At 45.9% G+C, this 17935-nt stretch carries 15 protein-coding genes and 1 tRNA gene; 5 read left to right on the forward strand and 11 right to left on the reverse strand.

Features of this window, described 5'->3' with window-relative positions:
* Positions 1-39: 39 nt before the first annotated feature.
* The 10 genes from flgG to H5647_RS18125 form a co-directional block, all read right to left on the reverse strand.
* Entirely contained in the window at positions 40-825 is a 786-nt protein-coding gene (flgG, locus tag H5647_RS18080; RefSeq protein WP_045860466.1) for a flagellar basal-body rod protein FlgG, read from the reverse strand.
* 47 nt (positions 826-872) lie between these two features.
* On the reverse strand, positions 873-1622 hold the full coding sequence (gene flgF / locus H5647_RS18085; RefSeq protein ID WP_045860467.1) for a flagellar basal-body rod protein FlgF: 750 nt from the start codon (positions 1620-1622) through the stop codon (positions 873-875).
* A 305-nt stretch (positions 1623-1927) separates the two neighbouring features.
* Positions 1928-2791 (reverse strand): hypothetical protein, encoded by an 864-nt coding sequence (locus H5647_RS18090; RefSeq protein WP_045860468.1) that lies wholly within the window; start codon positions 2789-2791, stop codon positions 1928-1930.
* Positions 2792-3044: 253 nt separating this feature from the next.
* On the reverse strand, positions 3045-5474 hold the full coding sequence (locus H5647_RS18095; RefSeq protein ID WP_045860469.1) for a flagellar hook-basal body complex protein: 2430 nt from the start codon (positions 5472-5474) through the stop codon (positions 3045-3047).
* A gap of 49 nt (positions 5475-5523) precedes the next feature.
* On the reverse strand, positions 5524-6243 hold the full coding sequence (locus H5647_RS18100) for a flagellar hook assembly protein FlgD (protein WP_045860470.1): 720 nt from the start codon (positions 6241-6243) through the stop codon (positions 5524-5526).
* Between the two features lie 49 nt (positions 6244-6292).
* On the reverse strand, positions 6293-6733 hold the full coding sequence (flgC, locus tag H5647_RS18105; protein ID WP_045860471.1) for a flagellar basal body rod protein FlgC: 441 nt from the start codon (positions 6731-6733) through the stop codon (positions 6293-6295).
* A gap of 117 nt (positions 6734-6850) precedes the next feature.
* Positions 6851-7255, reverse strand: a complete 405-nt coding sequence (gene flgB / locus H5647_RS18110; RefSeq protein WP_045860472.1) for a flagellar basal body rod protein FlgB — start codon at positions 7253-7255, stop codon at positions 6851-6853.
* Between the two features lie 225 nt (positions 7256-7480).
* Entirely contained in the window at positions 7481-9403 is a 1923-nt protein-coding gene (locus tag H5647_RS18115) for a tetratricopeptide repeat protein (protein WP_082087110.1), read from the reverse strand.
* 216 nt (positions 9404-9619) lie between these two features.
* Positions 9620-10495 (reverse strand): CheR family methyltransferase, encoded by an 876-nt coding sequence (locus tag H5647_RS18120; protein ID WP_045860474.1) that lies wholly within the window; start codon positions 10493-10495, stop codon positions 9620-9622.
* A 41-nt stretch (positions 10496-10536) separates the two neighbouring features.
* Positions 10537-11484 carry a chemotaxis protein CheV gene (locus H5647_RS18125; protein WP_045860475.1) on the reverse strand — a complete coding sequence of 316 codons (948 nt, stop codon included), beginning with the start codon at positions 11482-11484 and terminating at the stop codon, positions 10537-10539.
* 396 nt (positions 11485-11880) lie between these two features.
* Between H5647_RS18125 and flgA the strand changes: the two genes are divergently transcribed.
* From flgA to H5647_RS18150, 5 genes are all read left to right on the forward strand, one after another.
* A complete protein-coding gene (gene flgA, locus H5647_RS18130) occupies positions 11881-12651 on the forward strand; it encodes a flagellar basal body P-ring formation chaperone FlgA (RefSeq protein ID WP_052692172.1) in 771 nt (256 codons plus the stop codon).
* A 209-nt stretch (positions 12652-12860) separates the two neighbouring features.
* Positions 12861-13172, forward strand: a complete 312-nt coding sequence (gene flgM / locus H5647_RS18135; protein ID WP_045861520.1) for a flagellar biosynthesis anti-sigma factor FlgM — start codon at positions 12861-12863, stop codon at positions 13170-13172.
* A gap of 287 nt (positions 13173-13459) precedes the next feature.
* On the forward strand, positions 13460-13957 hold the full coding sequence (locus H5647_RS18140) for a flagella synthesis protein FlgN (protein WP_052692176.1): 498 nt from the start codon (positions 13460-13462) through the stop codon (positions 13955-13957).
* Positions 13958-14079: 122 nt separating this feature from the next.
* Positions 14080-14156 (forward strand) — tRNA-Arg (locus tag H5647_RS18145).
* Positions 14157-14533: 377 nt separating this feature from the next.
* Positions 14534-15244 carry a 16S rRNA (uracil(1498)-N(3))-methyltransferase gene (locus tag H5647_RS18150; protein ID WP_045860476.1) on the forward strand — a complete coding sequence of 237 codons (711 nt, stop codon included), beginning with the start codon at positions 14534-14536 and terminating at the stop codon, positions 15242-15244.
* A 69-nt stretch (positions 15245-15313) separates the two neighbouring features.
* On the opposite strand, the gene H5647_RS18155 is transcribed toward H5647_RS18150, so the two are convergent.
* Positions 15314-17761: a putative bifunctional diguanylate cyclase/phosphodiesterase gene (locus H5647_RS18155; RefSeq protein WP_045860477.1), complete on the reverse strand. Its 2448-nt coding sequence runs from the start codon at positions 17759-17761 to the stop codon at positions 15314-15316.
* Between the last annotated feature and the right edge of the window lie 174 nt (positions 17762-17935).

A 17935-nucleotide genomic window follows, 5' to 3' on the forward strand; every position in this document is an offset into this window, starting at 1 on the left:
GCCGTTTTAATCGTGACGCTCATTTCACAGAACCTTAACTTACAAATTTTGCGTCACAAACTGTAACATTTGGTCTGCCGTTGAGACGACTTTCGAGTTCATTTCGTAGGCTCTTTGCGTGGTAATCATATTGACCATTTCTTCAACAATATCGACATTGGAATTTTCCAGCATGCCTTGGTTAATTTGGCCCAATCCATTTTCGCCCGGCGTACCGGTAACCGGTGTTCCACTAGAAGCAGTTTCTAAAAACAAATTGCCACCTATGGCCTGCAGGCCAGCAGGATTAACGAAATCAACCGTTTGGATATTACCCAACACTTGCGGTGCGGGCGTACCCGGTACAAAAGCGCTAACGATACCGTCTGTTCCCACGGTGATACGATCGGCATTGGCCGGTAAGGTTATTGCCGGTTGCAATAGCAAACCGCTTGCATCCACTAATTCACCCGCACTACTTAGATGAAGTTGGCCCGCGCGGGTGTAAGATATGTTGCCATCGGGTTGTAGTATTTGAAAAAATCCGCGCCCGTCTATGGCCATATCCAAAGGCTGATTGGTAATTTGTAAACTGCCTGCGGTAAATTGTTTTTGCGTTCCCACAACCCGTACGCCAGTACCCAACTGCATGCCAGATGGTAGCTGAGTTTCTTCTGTTGTTTGCGCCCCTGGTTGACGCTGAATTTGATACAACAGATCTTCGAATATCGCTCTATCGCGCTTGAAGCCTACCGTGGAGGTATTCGCCAAATTATTGGCGACTGTTGTAAGCTGTATATCTTGTGCGGCTAAGCCGGTTTTACTCACATAGAGTGCTGCGTGCATTTCACACCTCGAACTATCGTTTTAAGGCTTTAACTGAAGCGTTTGTATTAACCCGACACCCGCAATAAGCTTGCGGATGTTTCTGAGTTCTCTTTTACGGTTTGCATAATTTTCACCTGCATTTCATATTGCCGTGCAAGGCTTAGAATACTGGTAAGTTCGTTAACAGCATTGACGTTACTACTTTCGACAAATCCAGAAACGACGCGTACCGCGGCATCTGCGGGCACGTCCTCTTCTAAATCCAACGCATGAATCAAACCATCGGTACCGCGCTTAATCGTGTCCAAGGCTGGGTTAACTAATTTAATTCTGTCTGCAAGCACTGGCGCGTCCACGCCCTGCCCAAGCGGCAAAACGGTAATGGAGCCGTCTATCGCCACTTCTAATTTTTCCGCGGGCGGTATTGAAATAGGCCCTCCATTGCCAAGCACCGGCAAGCCATTGCCGGTGCGTAAAATACCAACACTGTCCACAAACAACGAGCCAGCGCGCGTATAAGCTTCGCTGCCATCAGGCGCTTGCACGGCGATGAATCCTTCACCTTCAATGGCGATATCGAGTTCGCGCCCTGTTTGCACGAGTGCGCCTTGTTTAAAATCCGTTGCCGGGCTTTCCGCTAATGCGTAGGCACGTGTAGGCTGACCATCACCGTAATACACCGGCATACTGCGTGCCTGTGCAAAATCGGCCTTAAAGCCAACCGTATTAATATTGGCGAGGTTATTCGCATGCGCGGTTTGCGCTTGCATATTGTGTTTAGCGCCTGTCATAGCGACATATAGAGCTTTATCCATAGTATTTCACTGTCGTAACGCGTGAATTTAAACCCATCGAAAAACGTGTTGTTTGCATTGAATAACGATGGAAAAGTGTCACATTCGAACCCTATCCAGAAAGGAGCAATAAGGGTGCCAAAACGGGAATAGCGTTGTACTAGGCCATTATTGATTCCGCTAACGGTTGCTGCCGCGAGGGCTATTCGGTTAATAGTGCGAGTACCGCACGCTAGAACTACACCTATGACTACACCGATGAACTAGCGCAAGGAGTATGAAGAGTATGAAGAGTATGAAGAGTATGAAGAGTAAGTGGCGCGATGCTATAGCCCTAAACTGTAAGGGTCTAACCAAAGTGTTTTATCTTCCAGTGGTGTTTTGGGTGATAGCGTAGGGTTTTTTAAATGGAACGCAATACGGTTTTGGAGGTTAGCTTTGTTTAAGACATCCATCACCATAGGGTTGTTTAGAAAAAAATTATCGAAACTACCATCGGTTATCGCGGCGCGTAAACCCGATTCCAAATCGGCAGCCAACCGTATATTGCTCTGTGAAACAAAAAGATAAAAGGGCATTTTATAAATGAGCATTAATTTTTTCTCTACAGCCAACTCTAACGTCGGCCGCGACGATATTTCTGCCCAAGGCTCTTGCACGCCACGCGGGAAAGCGTCGAAGCGGCCACCATCGACCATATCGAAAAGATTGGAATATTTATTTGCCTTAACAACATTGAACCCATTAGCTTCTAAAATTTCAGTGTCTGACCATGTTCGGCCCTGCCCTAAATTTAGCCGTTTCATGTTTTCTATAGTTGAAACATTATCGAACGCTGGTTGGTTTCCAGAATGGATAATAAAAATACGATGCCCCAGTAAACCTTTGTAAAGTGGAATACGAACAGGAATAAGCTCTTCTTCGAGAGAGCGGGTGGTGCCCGCCCACATAATGGCTATATTGCCACTTTTAACTTCTTCGAGAAGTCGTGTTTGGGTCATATTCGTTTCACCATTATAGGTAATCGAATACGGCGTCTCGCTATAGGAAAGCGCTAATTTTATTAAGCCGTTACAATATTCACCGTTAGGGTCGGATATTTCACCAAGATTGACGGTCGCGGCCTGCGCGCGAAGGGGCAGCGCCATTATAGAGGCCAAGACTATTAAAACCATTAATCTATTGGCCATGAGTCACCCTCCTCACTGTGCCGCAAATCACTTTCACTCCCGTTAGGTTGAATACGCGCTCACAGTTTTAGCCCGCGGTGCGTAAGCGCATGCTTGGAGTATAGACACGATTCCATAATGCGGCAGTTAAATGACGCGATAGCCAGCTGTAACCCACACAAACGATTAACGAGCGAAGCGACCGTGGACATGCTCCACGCGGGTCGCGATAAACCGCATTAGTAACGACGTTTCAAGGTGCTCACACCTAGTGTTAACGTAGGTTAATAATTGTTTGCGTAACTTGATCCGCTGTTTCTATCGTTTTGGCGCTTGCTTGGAAATTGCGTTGCGCAATAATGAGATTTACCAATTGCTCTGACAAATCCACGTTCGATTCTTCTAGTGCACCGGATTGCAGAGCACCCAGTGCAGCACTGCGCGGGGTACCAATATTGGGTTGGCCCGATTCGAAATTTTCAGCCCACATGGTATTACCGACCGGCTGTAAGCCTTGTTGATTGGTAAAATCAGCCAGTGCCACCTGCGCCAGTGTTTGCGATTCACCATTGGTGTAACGCGCAAAAATAATACCACTTTCGTCAATACTGAGGCCCGATAAGCGGCCCGTCGCATAACCATTCTGATCGACATCATTCACCGAAAAGTCGGAACCAAACTGCGTAGTACCATTTAACTCAATCACAAAATTAGACGATGTGGGAGGCTCCGGTATGGCCGGCGTTCCACCTGCCAGTACGTTCTGTGGGCCCATCGCACCATTGGGCTGCCCATTAGAGTCGAGCGGCACCCAGTTCGAGATAAGCATATCTTCGGTGAGAATATTATTGAGTGAGCCATCCTCATTAAAGTACACACCAAAGGACAATGGCGTAGGTGATATATTGGCTGGCGGCGGCAGTGAGGTATCGGGATCGCCTACATCTAGGCCGTCAATTTGCACGAACATTTGCCAGTGATTGGAGGCTGAGGCGGGGTCCGTTGCATCGTAATTTTGTTTCACAAAGTATTGTGTCATTACATGAGAATTACCCAAGCTATCGTAGATACTCATGGAGGTGGCACTGTTGTAGGTGGACTGATCTGTCGGATCAAAAGCGTTGATAACCACATCCTCAAATTCGGCATCGGAAATTGGTTGATACAATCCAATAGAGGGAGGCGAGGCATTTTCCATCACGTAGCCTTGGTCTAGTACGATATTAATCGCACCGCCCACGGTTACCGAATTGAGGGTTGAGTCAAAATTACCCGCCCCTACCGGCGGTACCTGTAACGTTTGGGCTGGTGCGTCCAAATCACCTTGTATGGTGAGTGAGTCGCCACCATTTACACTATCAATAGCGATACGTAAATCGTCGCCCACGGCAGAGGCTAAAACTAAACTGGTTCCCGTTGGGCTTAAGGTTGCCGTTATACCTGGCAAAACTGAATCACTCAAAGCATTCACTTCTGCCTCTAACCCCGCTAGCGAATCCGCCACTAGGTTTACGCCGTTGAACGAGACCGTTAAGTTTCCGGAGGCACTGGTATGGTTACTGAGTGTTAATTCTGATTGCGAAGTAGCAGAGACGCCTTCCAACGCATTTAACCGAGAGGCCGTTTGTGCCGCTGTGACACCCTGTAAACTCGTAAACGGCACTATCGCACCATCAGGGCCAATAAATTCAATGGACTGCTGTGGGTAACCATTCGATACCGCTGCGATACCCCCTACCGAAGCTGGTGCTGGATTTAACCCAATTTGTGCCACGTTCGCAGAGGGTGTAAGCACTTGAACGAGAGAGTTTTCTCCTTCTTGTAAAGATGTAATCTCTAACCCATACACACCACCACCGTAGTCCACGGCATCGGCAATAACATCGATAGCGGTTTGCGGTAACACGGGGTTAAATATTTGCGCATTAATAACGCCGGCAAGCGTACTGAGATCATTAAACGTATTGATGGTGGCCGGTACGCCCGAACCGGTATCAAGATCAATACTAACGGTACCGTTGTTACCCGACGTAGCTCCCGACAACTGCACATCGAACGTCATAGGCGTAGTGGTAAAGTCGTTCGCTAGCGGCAACGCAAATGTAGTGCCCGTTAAGGTTGTGATGGTTGCATTTTGTAACCCTATCTGGGCAACACCAATTGCATTACCTTGCGTTTGAAATTCGCGGCCAATGCTTTGCAGTATTTCATCGGTGGAATCTAAATTGAGAATTGAATCGACAGACGTGGTTTGACGAGGTGCCAAATTAGCGGTTTGAATTTGTATATCACCGGTTATGCCGCCTACATTTCCGCCTGTATCGGCTTGAAACCCTTGAATACGTGCCCCTACATTATTAGTAATATAACCGTCATCGTTCAAACCAAATGTACCCGCACGCGAATAGAGTTGTTCCCCATTGCGGCTAAGCAAAAAGAACCCGTTACCGTTAATAGCCAGATCTAATTCATTTTCAGTAAAGGCGATATTACCTTGCGAAAAGCCTTGTGCCACGTCTTGCACCTGAATACCGCTGCCCACCGAGTTGGCTCCCGCACCTAAAACCGAGGTAGCGTAAACATCGCCAAACTCCACTCTAGACACCTTAAAACCTGTGGTTGACGCGTTGGCAATATTATTACCCGTCACGGTTAAATCTGTTGAGGCGGCACGAATGCCGCTTAAAGCCGTATCGAAAGGCATATACTTCTCCTGCTAAACTTAATTACAACGTGCGGCAATAAATTGCCGCCTATTCATTAAACTGTTTCACGTCGGCCAGATTCACTGCACCAATACCCGCTAAATTCAGTACAAGGCTGCCATTGCTAGCAACGGTCACACTATTAACATTCGCACTAAGCGCAGTATTTAATTCCGTTGAATTTCCGTCGCTTTGGGTGAGTACTTCAAACCGATATAAGCCTGCATTTACGCCATTTTCATGGCGACTTTCCCAATCAATTAATTCACCATTCACCTCGGCATTTTGTCCATCCCAACGCAGTACTACTTCGCCTGCAGGCTGTACACCAAGGGATATTTGCTCTACGAGTTCACCAGATTCGGTTAAAATATTCACCGATATGTCACTTGCACTAGCAGGCACATCAATGCTTGCCGTAATCACACCGCCGCTTTCAAGCTGAGTTCTATCGGATGGTACCGTTACGGAACGGCCCACGAGGGTAGAGGCTTGCAATGCTTGATTGGCCACAAAATTATTAGTAAAACTATCAAAATTGTTATTTAGCCGATCAAGGCTTTCCACCGAACTAAATTGCGCCAACTGGGCAATAAATTCGGTATTTTCTTGCGGGCTTAACGGATCTTGATGCTCTAACTGCGTAATCATTAGTTCCAAAAAAGCACTTTGACCAAGCTCGTTGTTTTTAGCCTCGCCCTTGGTTTTATTGGCGATCGATAAATCGCTTAACAGGCTGTTATTGCTGATAGCATTTATTTCACTCATGCGTTTTTCCTCACCAGCTCTACCGTTTTAACAAAATTGTCATGACTATTTATTGGCCCAATGATAATACCCGTTGAACCATTTGCTTGGCCGCGTTCATCACTTCTACATTTACTTGAAATGAGCGAGAAGCCGAGATCATATTCGTCATTTCTTCTACGATATTAACGTTCGGGTAATATACGTATCCGTCTTCATTTGCATTGGGGTTTTCGGGCTCGTAACGGGGTTGTAAAGGTGCATCACTTTCTACAATTCCCTGCACTCTCACACCCATAGATTCGGGCGTATCATGTTGAGCAGACATGGTGTTGCCCTGTAGCGCTGCGGCCTGAACCGCCGAAAATACTGGGTGCCTACCACGGTAGGTTAATTCACTACTTGAACTGGCCGTTTCTGCATTGGCAATATTACTGGCCGTGGTATTGAGGCGAATGCTTTGTGCATTCATACCCGAACCCGCGACATTAAAAATATTGGATAAGCTCATACATTTCTCACAACAAAATAATGTTTAAATAACCGTTAACACAGTCTCAACGCAAGAGACGACTGCTTTCGATAGAACAATCGGCGCTCGGACAATATCCAACACAGCAGATATTCATTATTCACCACGAATGGCTTTTGTCAGCCCTTTAAACTTGCTATTGAGAAATGTAAAACTCGCTTGGAAATCTAAATTGTTTTTCATAAATTCAGCATGTTCCACTTGTTCTTCTACTGTATTGCCATCAATACTGGGCTGGCTGGGTGTACGGTATAGGGTATCCAGCTCACCCAAGCTTTTGTCATCAAACTGTAGGTGTCCGTTACGAGTAGCACGCAAGCTCATATTGCCCGACTTATCGCCCAGCCGTGACGCTAGTGCTTGCTGAAAATTAAGATCTTTGGCTTTATAACCTGGCGTATCCACATTCGCTAAATTGCTGGCCAGTATGCCGGCACGCTGGCCCCGTAGACGCAAAGCTGATTCATGAACACCGAGCGCTTGATCGAATGAGATTGCCATGGGGTTTTACCTTCCAGTTCAAAAAAGAGTGTTATACCAGACTAATAGCAATGCGTATGCCAAGAGGATGAAAACCACTAACACGTTGTTTTATATGGTTTTTATTTTATTCTAGATGCCAGCAGCAGCGGTGAGAAGCGGCAATTTATTACCGCGCTTAGAGAGGATAGTGTAACCGAAGAAGATTGCGTGAAAGCCCTGTATCAAGTGGCACAATAGCCATTGCTACAGGTTTGCCAAGCCTTGTAAAACATAATAGAACGCAGCGCTTTCCGAGTCGCCCAAGGCGATATCTGCAAGCGTTGTATCGAGTTCAGTCTGGCTAATAAGACCGAGGCGTTGGTCTAAATACGCCGCCAAAATTTGTTGCTCTGAATTCATCGGCTGAAGGCCATCACGCAATGCCCGCGCGTTTGAGGGTGAACCCAGTAACATTTCATTGATGGCCATTTCACTGCGTATATAGAAGTTTTCGTTAACCGATAATTGCTGGCGATAAAAATTTTGTGACGCTTCGAAGTTACCTTCTTGACGATAGGCATGACCAATTTTGTGTAAATACTCTGTGTTTTCAGTACTGTGATACAAGTGTTGCCACACTTCTCTAGCGGCATCCTCTTCACCCAATGCGTATTGGGCGGCAGCATGAATCTCTAACAATTCGGGCAGCTCGTTAGCATAATACGCTTCTTGCTCTTCTTCAGACATTAACAGGTAGTTTTCAGTTAAGGTCGATACGCTATACCCGTGTTCTTCTATCGCTTGCACGCTAACATTTATTGCGGCTTCGCTATCACCTTGGGTAACCAACAGGCTGGCTTGCAGTAGCGCATAATCACCACGCCTAACGTCACTGGGTAGCGACTCCAACAGCGCTAAGGCCTCTTCGGCGTTGTCTTGCTGTAGTAATAAATCGAGTTTTATATCGTAGGCCCCAAACAGGACCTCTCGAGCCTCTTCCGTTACATCAAATTGGTAGCGTTCTATCAGTTCATTCACGGCCAGCAACTTCTCTTCTTCTGTTGCCAACAATTCGATTCGACGCTGCTGATAATAAAAATTATCCGGCTCCCGCGCTAAATGCGCATCAAATATCGCCTTTAGGGCCTCTTCGTTATCATAGCGTTCGGCGAGTGTTTCGCGCGCCTCCAGATAGCGGGGCTCATCTGGAAACTGATGCAAAAAATCCATTAACACTGCGACTGTTTGCCATTCAAGGTATTCTGGCCGTGAGTATTCCACGAGTATATCAAGCGGGTAGCGTTGCTCTTGAGCGGGTAAAGAGCCCAACCGAGAGAGATAAAACTCTACCAATTTAAACTTTAAATCGGTGGTAAAAAAATGCTGCCACTCCATTTCTAGCATGGCGATAATAAAACTAAATAACACGTCGTCTTCATGCTGCAAAGGTAAGAGCCGACCTAACTGTTGCGCCGATAACTGACCATTTTTCTGCAGAACCTTCTCGGCAAATACAAAGTATTCATAGGCGTCATCCCACTCCCTATCGGCCTCCTGTCGCGCCTCTAATACCGTATTCAATTTATAGAGCCCTTCTTGATTAATGGCATAGTCACCACATTCAAGGACCTGTTTTACCCTGTTGTGAAAATAGAAATTCGCCGCCATATTGGTTTGGTAAGCCCGCTGAGGCGAGTATTGATAATGCTGCCCAATATAAGCTTCGGCTGTATTTTCGAGACCGTACGACAGTAAAGTCGCAGGAAAGAGAATATCGGCTAGCCAATAGTTCTCGCTATGGGAGGGCTGTTCCAACCACTCGTCTAGTTCGTGCGTATCATAAGGCCCTTCAAGTAAACTCATCAAGCCCATCCATTGTGTTATAAATATTCTCACATCAGACGCAAGGCAATTATCACGAAAGCCGCTAGTCGTAGAATGCCAAGCCTCCAGTAGCGGCGTAATATCATCTGGCCGACGAATAAATCGCCAACGATTTTTCTCAAACCGCGTAAATGACTCGATAAAATCGCTTTCTTCGGCTTCTTTAATCTCTACTCCCAATCTTTCTATCTTTTGCTCCGCGTCGCTATAACGATCGTCTTTGCAGTCGTAAGCAGCCACTGCCGACAGGGCCAAACCACACTGTACAATCATAACCACCAAGGATAATAAAGATCTTCGCATAGGACTTTGCTCAAAAAAAGTGCATGAAACGTGAGTAAGGCTCACATCCTTGTGTGCCCGATAACGTTAGACGGACACACTCTCAATAATGAACACTCAATTCATAAACAAGCAAAAAAACACAACGGAAACCTATGGCTAAGTTCGCAGATACTCATTAACCGAGTACGCCGAATACCGTTCAGGAGAGAAAACAGGAAATAAAAGCAGAGTTGGCTACTTTGCGCGGTAAACCACACCGGGGCTGCAGTGAATCATTTCAAACAAATCAGATGCGCCAGCGAGGCTCTCGGACGACCCCAAAAAGAGATAGCCTCCTCGTTTTAGGGTGCCATGAATTCGCTTGAGAATATCGTATTTTAAATCACTCGAAAAATAAATAAGCACGTTTCGACAAAACACAATATCGAACTTGCCTAACAAAACAAAAGATTCTTGTAAATTAAGCGGTTTAAAAATGACACGCTGCTTAATATTAGGTTTAACTCGCCAGCAATCTTCTTGCGGATGTTCAAAAAAATCGCGTAGCCGAGGTTCGGATAGCCCACGCGTGATCGACAAACGGTCATATTCACCACGTTTGGCATTGTTTAGTATTTCACTGGATAAATCCGTTGCAACAATTTCCAGCGGCAAGCTGCTAACGCCGAGCGTCGCACGAATATACTCTTCAACAATAACACTTAACGAGTAGGGTTCTTGGCCAGAAGAACAGGCCGCCGACCATATGCGCATTCTATTCCCTTTACTCGCGCCCACTACTTCCGGCAATAAGTTTTTTTTCAAGTATTCAAAAGGGTAATTATCACGAAACCAAAAAGTTTCGTTAGTCGTCATTGCATCAATAACCTTTTGACGCACTTCTCGGTTTGCAGGGCTTTTAATGAGTACCGTCAATGCGCTTAACGACGCACATTCATAATCTATTAGTATGCGCCTGATGCGCGTTGCCACTAAGTATTGCTTATTATGGCCAAGGTCAATACCCGCAATAGTCTGAAGATAATCGCGAAAATCTTGAAATTCTCGGTCACCTAGTTGCACTCGCCCTTGATTACTTGGCGTATGAGAACTTCCGGCATTAACGCTCATATAGGTATCAATTCCCTGTGCAGTAAGTTACCCAATAGGGGTTATCCGACGTGCTCACCCTCGTTTGTGAGTTGCTCTATGCGAGCGTTAACGCGTGTTGCCAGCTCATCTGGATGAAACTTCGCAAGAAAGTCGTTGGCTCCCACTTTTTTCACCATAGCTTCATTAAACACACCACTTAATGAGGTGTGTAGAATAATATGCATTTTTTTAAGGTTCTCGTTCCCTCTAACCTCTGCTGTAAAGGTGTATCCATCCATTTCTGGCATTTCAATATCAGAAATAATAAGCAGTATTTCGTGATAAGGATCTTTACCTTCTTCCACAAGATGATTGAGATAATCTAATGCTTCACGCCCGTCTTTACGTAGTGTTGTTTTACACCCCAGCGACTCAACCACTTTTTGAATTTGTTTTCGAGCAATGGTGGAGTCATCCACAATTAACACGTGTTTGCATACCACGGTATCACGCTGCGCGCTTTCAATTACCGATGCACTAACATCAGAAGGTAACGGCGAAACTTCAGCCAGTATTTTTTCTACGTCAATTATTTCAACAAGTTTATCGTCTACTTCAGTGACTGCTGTTAAATAATTTTCTCGGCCAGCGCCTTTGGGCGGCGGATGTATGTCTCCCCAATTCATATTGACGATACGCTCAACACCCTTCACTAAAAACCCCTGAGTAGAACGATTATATTCCGTTATGATGACAAAACAGTTGGCTATATCCTCCAGCGGCGCCGAGCCGGTGGCTTGCCGTAAATCCATAATGGGTATAGTGCCACCCCGAATATGCGCAACACCGCGTATAACGGGGTTTCTCCTGGGTATCTCGCTTAGCGAGGGGCACTGCAAAACTTCCTTTACTTTAAACACATTTATGCCGTAAAGCTGTCGCCCACCCAAATTGAACAGCAAAAGTTCCAGCCTATTCTGGCCCACCAATTGTGTACGCTGATTGACGCTATCTAAAACACCAGCCATTTCGGGCCCCTTATTTTGTGCTGTATGAATGCAACCATAAATTCGGTTATACGTTTGGCCATGTAATTAAAAGCCTGAAAGTTAGTGTGCTATGTAAGTGCGTTGAGCCTCTACACTAAAACGAGTAAGCCCGTCATTTTTCCATCATGCCGATAGCAACTTTCGGTCGGCCACCGTTATTCCGCCTTTTTTTTGACGGACTCAGATGAAATTAGAAGAGCCAATACGACAATTAATACGGTAGCTACGCAAACTAAACATTAGGCACACGCTTTGCTTTAACACGTTTAGGCCACGTTGTTATTGGCTGTTGTGCCAGTTAAATGGCGCAAATAAAGCCGACCGCTTTTCATACAGCATAGGCCAATAATCTCTATACGAGGGAGTTTTTTAGTGATGCAACAGTCGGCCAGCGATCGCGTATTAGCCACCATTGAGCACCGTTATTTCACCAAACGTTTCATTTTTGCTATCGGTGTAATGGCCGGCCTAACCTTCAGCCTCCCGGCCCTTAGCGTTGAGATAGAATCCATTGAAAATATTCGCTCGCAAGTTCAACAAAAATTAGAACACTACGTTCAAGAACGCTATCCACAATTGTCTTTCGGGGATGACCTTACGGTGCAGGTTGGTCGTATAGACCGTCGCCTGCAGCTTTTAAAATGCCCCAGCCCCCTAACACTAAAAATAAATGAACAGTCGACGGCGGCGAACGTCACTATTAAAACCGGCTGCGCAAGTGGGCCTCACTGGAGCATTTATGTTACTGGCACTGTACAAATTTTTCGCAATGTAGTGGTCGCCGCGCATAGCTTAGCGAGAGGCGAAACGGTATCTGAAAGCGATTTGACGTTTCAGCGGCTTGATACTGCTCGCTTAAGTTCTGGCTACATCGACAACCCCAAACGCGTCATTGGAATGGAGTTAAAACGCCCTTTACGCGCACAAGATATTGTAAAGCTCAGCACATTGAAGCAGCCAAATCTTGTGCGTAAAGGCGATACGGTAGTATTGCGCGCAAAAGCGTCTCACCTTACGGTGGAAACAGAAGGTACAGCGCTGTCCAATGGGTACATGGGCCAACAAATTAAGGTGCGCAACGAACACTCACGACGCATTGTTGACGGTTTGGTTATGGGGCCAGGCGAGGTACAGGTAACCTTGTGATAGTGCGAACATGGGTATCAGCGGCGCCTATTAGACTACTCGCTTAACCACATACACACATTTTTGTGATTTATTTGGGCTCATTTAACATTCAGCCCTAAAGCTAACGTACAAATGGCCGATACTAAGATTAAGCAGCACTAGACCTCACCGCTTGAAGGTAAGCGTAATACTCGATTTAGACAATGAAGGTACAACGGGATATTCCCATGACAATTCCTCCTACCAATGGTGTAAACAGCAATAGCACAGCAGCGGCTAACGCAGGCAAGGCTCGCACCTCTACACCTTCGCCAGCGAGTGACACGGCAGTACCTAGCGCCAACACACAGTCGTCAGACAACGTATCTCTCAGCACAACAGGGCAACAGTTCTCTAAGTTCGCTGCAGAACTCTCCAATTCACCGGCTGAAGACCCAGAACGCGTTGCCAGTGTACGAGCCTCATTAAACAGTGGGCAATACGCTATCGATCCCGACGCCATTGCTGCGAAATTACTTGACCAAGATAGCAACTTTTAGCCCCTTTCTCTTAGATATTACATCAGATAGCGAGCATTCGCGGCCATGCTCGCCAAGCATCACCCAACCCCATACTCACCATTACCCGGCCTACACCTGCAATAAAACGCCTTCAGATTAACTAACGTCATTTTAAACAGGCACAAATATTGCCGTATAAGTAGGTGTTGCCGTTTTATTGGCACAATCACTCACTATTCACGGGCGTTTTCGTCAACTAAGCTTAATGGCGCCCTGTAACCCTAAGAGATGCGCTTTTAAACCCCTTTATAGGGCTGGAGAACATTATGATCCTACCAATACCCCCCGCATCGCTCATGCAACAAATACAAGGTGATATCGCCGCGTGTACCACGTTACTGGATCTACTTGAGCGAGAAAGAGTTGCGCTGGGAAAACGCGATATGGATACACTTGACGAGTTAATTGAACAAAAAGCGGCACAACTTAAGTGGCTAGAAAAAAGCTCTCAAACGCGTACACAGTGGGCTAGAGAGCAACTACGGCTCGATCCTGCAGATCAAGATACGATGAAAGCGGCATGGCAAACAATGTTGGAAAACAGCCCAACCCCAGAATTAAGTAAAAGCTGGGAAACACTGAAAACATTGCAAGACGCCTGTAAACAAGCCAATGAGGTAAACGGTAAAATACTCGCTCGAAACCAGAAAACATTTGGCCGATTAATTGAGATTGTTCGTGGCCAAACAGCCACACCAAATTTATATTCGACTGCGGGCAAATCTACAGGCAACCAGATATCGCACAAACTGGGTGAAGCTTAACCCGCTACACGCCTCTTTCTTGTTATTTTCACGCCGAACACGCCTTTCATAATCACGGGGTTAATCAATCCTGTTTTCCTGTTTTACCGAATGCAGTATCATACCCGCCGTAACTCTACTCTCCTCCCTTAGCTCAGCTGGATAGAGCGTCCCCCTCCTAAGGGGAAGGCCGCAGGTTCGACTCCTGCAGGGAGGGCCATTATTGTCCTACCAATACACGCCTTTCTCGCTCCTGTTAATCCACTCAAGAACGTTACGGATATTCGATATAACGTTTTGTTAAACGAAAGGCTGTTAGGATTACTGTTAGATAATCACGTTAATGCCTTAACCTAAAACAACCCTCTTGGTTCGATCCAAAGATTGTGTTTTAACGATTGTTCTTAAAACTATTGTTGTGCTAAACCGCTAAAACTTAGGTAGGTTTTATTTGCTCTCCAATGCTAAATACTACTCATACACGTCATTCAGTACCCCACAGACTATGCACACCCTATTAATCCACCCTGACATGATATAATAAGCGAATAATTTTATATTAGATGACGCCCTCACCTCCCACTCCAAATTACGCCAATGAATCTACTTTTATTACAGGCCAAGCACATTCAAAGTGCTTCACCCATTGCTCTTTCAAAAAAGCAAAGTGAACACATAATCAACGTACTCAAGCTGTCGACCGGAGACTCTCTTCGCGTTGGGGTAATCAATGGCCAAATGGGCTACGCAACTGTCGTGTCACTGGGCGAAACAGTTTATATCGCGCTACAAACGTTAGATCAGCAACCCACTCCTGCATTGCCTTTAACGCTGATTCTCGCACTACCTAGACCGCAAATGATCAAGCGTATTCTACAAACAATCGCGTGTATGGGAGTGGAACGGCTGTGCTTGATTCAAACCTCAAAGGTAGAAAAAAGTTTTTGGCAATCACCCGCGGTTACCGATGAGTCGATTGAATCTCAGTTAATATTGGGCCTTGAACAGGGCGTGGCCACGCAGCTACCCATTATTGAAAAGCACTTACGCTTCCGCCCATTTGCAGAGGACACCCTCCCATCACTGACTACAGCACAGAATAGCTATATTGCGCACCCTGGGCCCTATTCAGAATGCCCTCGTCTCTCGTTGGAGCAACGCGCAACGGTCGCTATTGGGCCAGAGGGTGGGTTTTCTGAACAGGAAGTAGGCTACTTTGAAAAATGTGGTTTTACGCCCGTTCAAATGGGCGCACGTATTTTAAAAGTTGAAACGGCCGTAACGGCGCTGCTGGCAAAACTGTATTAGAAGGATTTTGAGTTACATCTACGTGACCGTTACGCAATACAACGGCGCGCCCCAGAGCAGCAGGAAGCACTAAACAGAAATTGTAATGACGCGTTTTTCGAGTAACAACTCGAACTTGTTAGGCTCCACCGGCCGGCTAGCCAAATAGCCTTGATAATATGCACAGCCATATTGATGAATTAAATCCAATTGATCTGCTGTTTCCACACCTTCAGCTACCACTTCCAGGCCGAGCATATTACCCATTGCGCTAATCGTCTCTACTAGCACTCTATCGTTACGGTCTTCTGTAATATCCCGTACAAAGCTTTGATCAATTTTTAAAATGGCGACGGGAAGTTTTTTCAAATAACTAATAGAAGAATAACCTGTACCAAAATCATCTAACGCAAAATTAATGCCCTGCGCTTGCAGCGTTGCCATCGTACTGATGGTCTCATCCAGGTTATGGATAACAATGCCTTCGGTAATTTCCATTTCTAGCATTTCTGCGGCAAAGTTTTCGCGCTCCAATATACGCGTAACATCATCAACAAATTGAGTGGAACGAAACTGGCGCGGGCTAATGTTCACGCCCAAGCGCATATTCTTTGTCCATAACCCCATATGCTCCCACTCTTTTACCTGCTGGAGAGACCGTTCAATAACCCACATGCCCACTTGCACAATTAAACCGGATGTTTCAAGAATAGGAATGAATTCCGCTGGCGAGATCATACCGCGCTGCGGATGCATCCAACGCAATAATGCTTCAGCGCCTACAATCGCACCCGTTTCAACATCCACTCTTGGCTGGTAATACAGGTTAAAGGCATCCGTTTCTAACGCGCGATGGAGATCACCTTCCATGACCAAGACATTCCGTGCATTATCGGCCATATATTTATTAAAGAATTGGATCGCATCGCGGCCTTGCTCTTTAACTTGGTACATGGCGGTATCGGCGTAACGCAACAGTTCATGTACGCCAGCATCCTCTTCTGGATAGATAACAATACCCACGCTACACGTAACATGTAGTTCCAAGTCATTATAGAAATGCGGTTCAGATACATAAGAACGTATGCGTTCGCCGATTTGCTCCGCACGTAATATTGCCGTAGGCAAGTCTGTTCCTAGATCGGTTAATACCACTACAAATTCATCGCCGCCCAATCGCACAACAACATCGTTGTCCGAGGCTATGGCCATTAACCGCTCAGCCACATGTTTTAGAACACCGTCCCCTGCGGGATGACCAAGTGAATCGTTAATATATTTAAATTGATCCAAATCGATAAATAATAATGCACCGTAAATATGGTGCTTAGCCGATTTACGCAGCTCTTCTTCCAGCCGTTCGACTAAGTAGCTGCGATTGGGTAAATCTGTTAACGCATCGTGATAGGCCATGTGCTCCATTTGAGCCTGAGCCATTTTTAGCTCGGTAATATCGGACGATACCACCAAGGCTACCACTTCATCGTAGAACTCCATTGGCATTACGTGCGTGTGCATGCTGTGCTCAGTACTATCATTACTGATCCACTTCTCTTCCCATATTTGAGCACTCACACGAGATTTAATAACCTCTGTATCGAGCGTAATCACTTCTAATGGATCTGTTATGAAGTATTCGGAGAAATCGCTTATGTGCGAACCACGCATCGCTTCAGGGCTGGTCTGTAAAAAATCGGCGAGTGCTTTATTCGCAAAAATATAATGGCCGTCTTTATTTCTAGCGCCTACCCAGACAGGTAAGCTATCGATAATTTGACGAACATGCTCTTCACTTTTTCGCAATACAACTTCAACCGCTCGTCGCTTAGCCAACGCCAAGTCCACCGCATCGAGAAGCTGGTTTCCACTGTTCACCAGCTGTTTTAATTCATCGTCACGAGTATGCGCCGGGAGCGAAAGCCGCTGTTCACCAGGGCTACCAGGGTTGATCTGTTTTATTTGTGTAGCAATACGAATTAAGGGTTTTGTCAGTAGATGATGGAACGCCACGAACAAAATGGCTACCAACACAAAACTGCGAATAAGCCCGATGATAATAACAATGGCAGATTGCTCGTAAAACGAGCTGTACACTGCGTCCATATCCACTTCAAATTTAATAAGCCCATGCTCGCCATCTTTCTCGTGACCAGGAATAAATAGTGGGGAGCTGTATATTTTGAGATGTTCTGAGATTTGCCGCGTTAGCCACACGGTATTACTTTGACGGGGAATACGCTTAGAAGCGGCAATTTCATTGCCAAGCTCGTCTTCTATAGTGACGGCGACAATAAAATCGTTATCCATAATACCCTCGGCAACCTCGTTGGCGAGCATGTTATCGAGAGTGTGAATTGCCCGTGCTGCAGGCGGCGTAGACATGTCCGTGATGCTAGCGATTTGATTGTTAACAGCTACCGACTGAGCTTTAAAATCGATATAAATTTGAAAGGCACTCATCAGCGAGCCAATCAGCAAGGCGATAATCACCCCTAATTTTGCGAGCCGAAACGATATGCCGTGGAAAAATCCTTGCACCTTTTACCTATTTCTCGTCAGTTAAGGCGCGTGTCATTACGCCAATATTACACAGTGATAGCGTTGATCGAACAGCCTGGTTGGCTCACTTTCGCGAGCAGCAATAACCTTGGCCGGTGTGCCGTTCGCAACGATATTACATCCAATAAGCTTAGTATTTTTTATTCTATGCCG

The sequence above is a fragment of the Teredinibacter purpureus genome (assembly GCF_014217335.1).
Classification (GTDB): domain Bacteria; phylum Pseudomonadota; class Gammaproteobacteria; order Pseudomonadales; family Cellvibrionaceae; genus Teredinibacter; species Teredinibacter purpureus.

Coding starts and splice junctions, on each gene's coding strand:
- flgG (WP_045860466.1), bottom strand. CDS start 825: ATGCACGCAGCACTCTATGTGAGTAAAACCGGCTTAGCCGCACAAGAT.
- flgF (WP_045860467.1), bottom strand. CDS start 1,622: ATGGATAAAGCTCTATATGTCGCTATGACAGGCGCTAAACACAATATG.
- H5647_RS18090 (WP_045860468.1), bottom strand. CDS start 2,791: ATGGCCAATAGATTAATGGTTTTAATAGTCTTGGCCTCTATAATGGCG.
- H5647_RS18095 (WP_045860469.1), bottom strand. CDS start 5,474: ATGCCTTTCGATACGGCTTTAAGCGGCATTCGTGCCGCCTCAACAGAT.
- H5647_RS18100 (WP_045860470.1), bottom strand. CDS start 6,243: ATGAGTGAAATAAATGCTATCAGCAATAACAGCCTGTTAAGCGATTTA.
- flgC (WP_045860471.1), bottom strand. CDS start 6,733: ATGAGCTTATCCAATATTTTTAATGTCGCGGGTTCGGGTATGAATGCA.
- flgB (WP_045860472.1), bottom strand. CDS start 7,255: ATGGCAATCTCATTCGATCAAGCGCTCGGTGTTCATGAATCAGCTTTG.
- H5647_RS18115 (WP_082087110.1), bottom strand. CDS start 9,403: ATGCGAAGATCTTTATTATCCTTGGTGGTTATGATTGTACAGTGTGGT.
- H5647_RS18120 (WP_045860474.1), bottom strand. CDS start 10,495: ATGAGCGTTAATGCCGGAAGTTCTCATACGCCAAGTAATCAAGGGCGA.
- H5647_RS18125 (WP_045860475.1), bottom strand. CDS start 11,484: ATGGCTGGTGTTTTAGATAGCGTCAATCAGCGTACACAATTGGTGGGC.
- flgA (WP_052692172.1), top strand. CDS start 11,881: ATGCAACAGTCGGCCAGCGATCGCGTATTAGCCACCATTGAGCACCGT.
- flgM (WP_045861520.1), top strand. CDS start 12,861: ATGACAATTCCTCCTACCAATGGTGTAAACAGCAATAGCACAGCAGCG.
- H5647_RS18140 (WP_052692176.1), top strand. CDS start 13,460: ATGATCCTACCAATACCCCCCGCATCGCTCATGCAACAAATACAAGGT.
- H5647_RS18150 (WP_045860476.1), top strand. CDS start 14,534: ATGAATCTACTTTTATTACAGGCCAAGCACATTCAAAGTGCTTCACCC.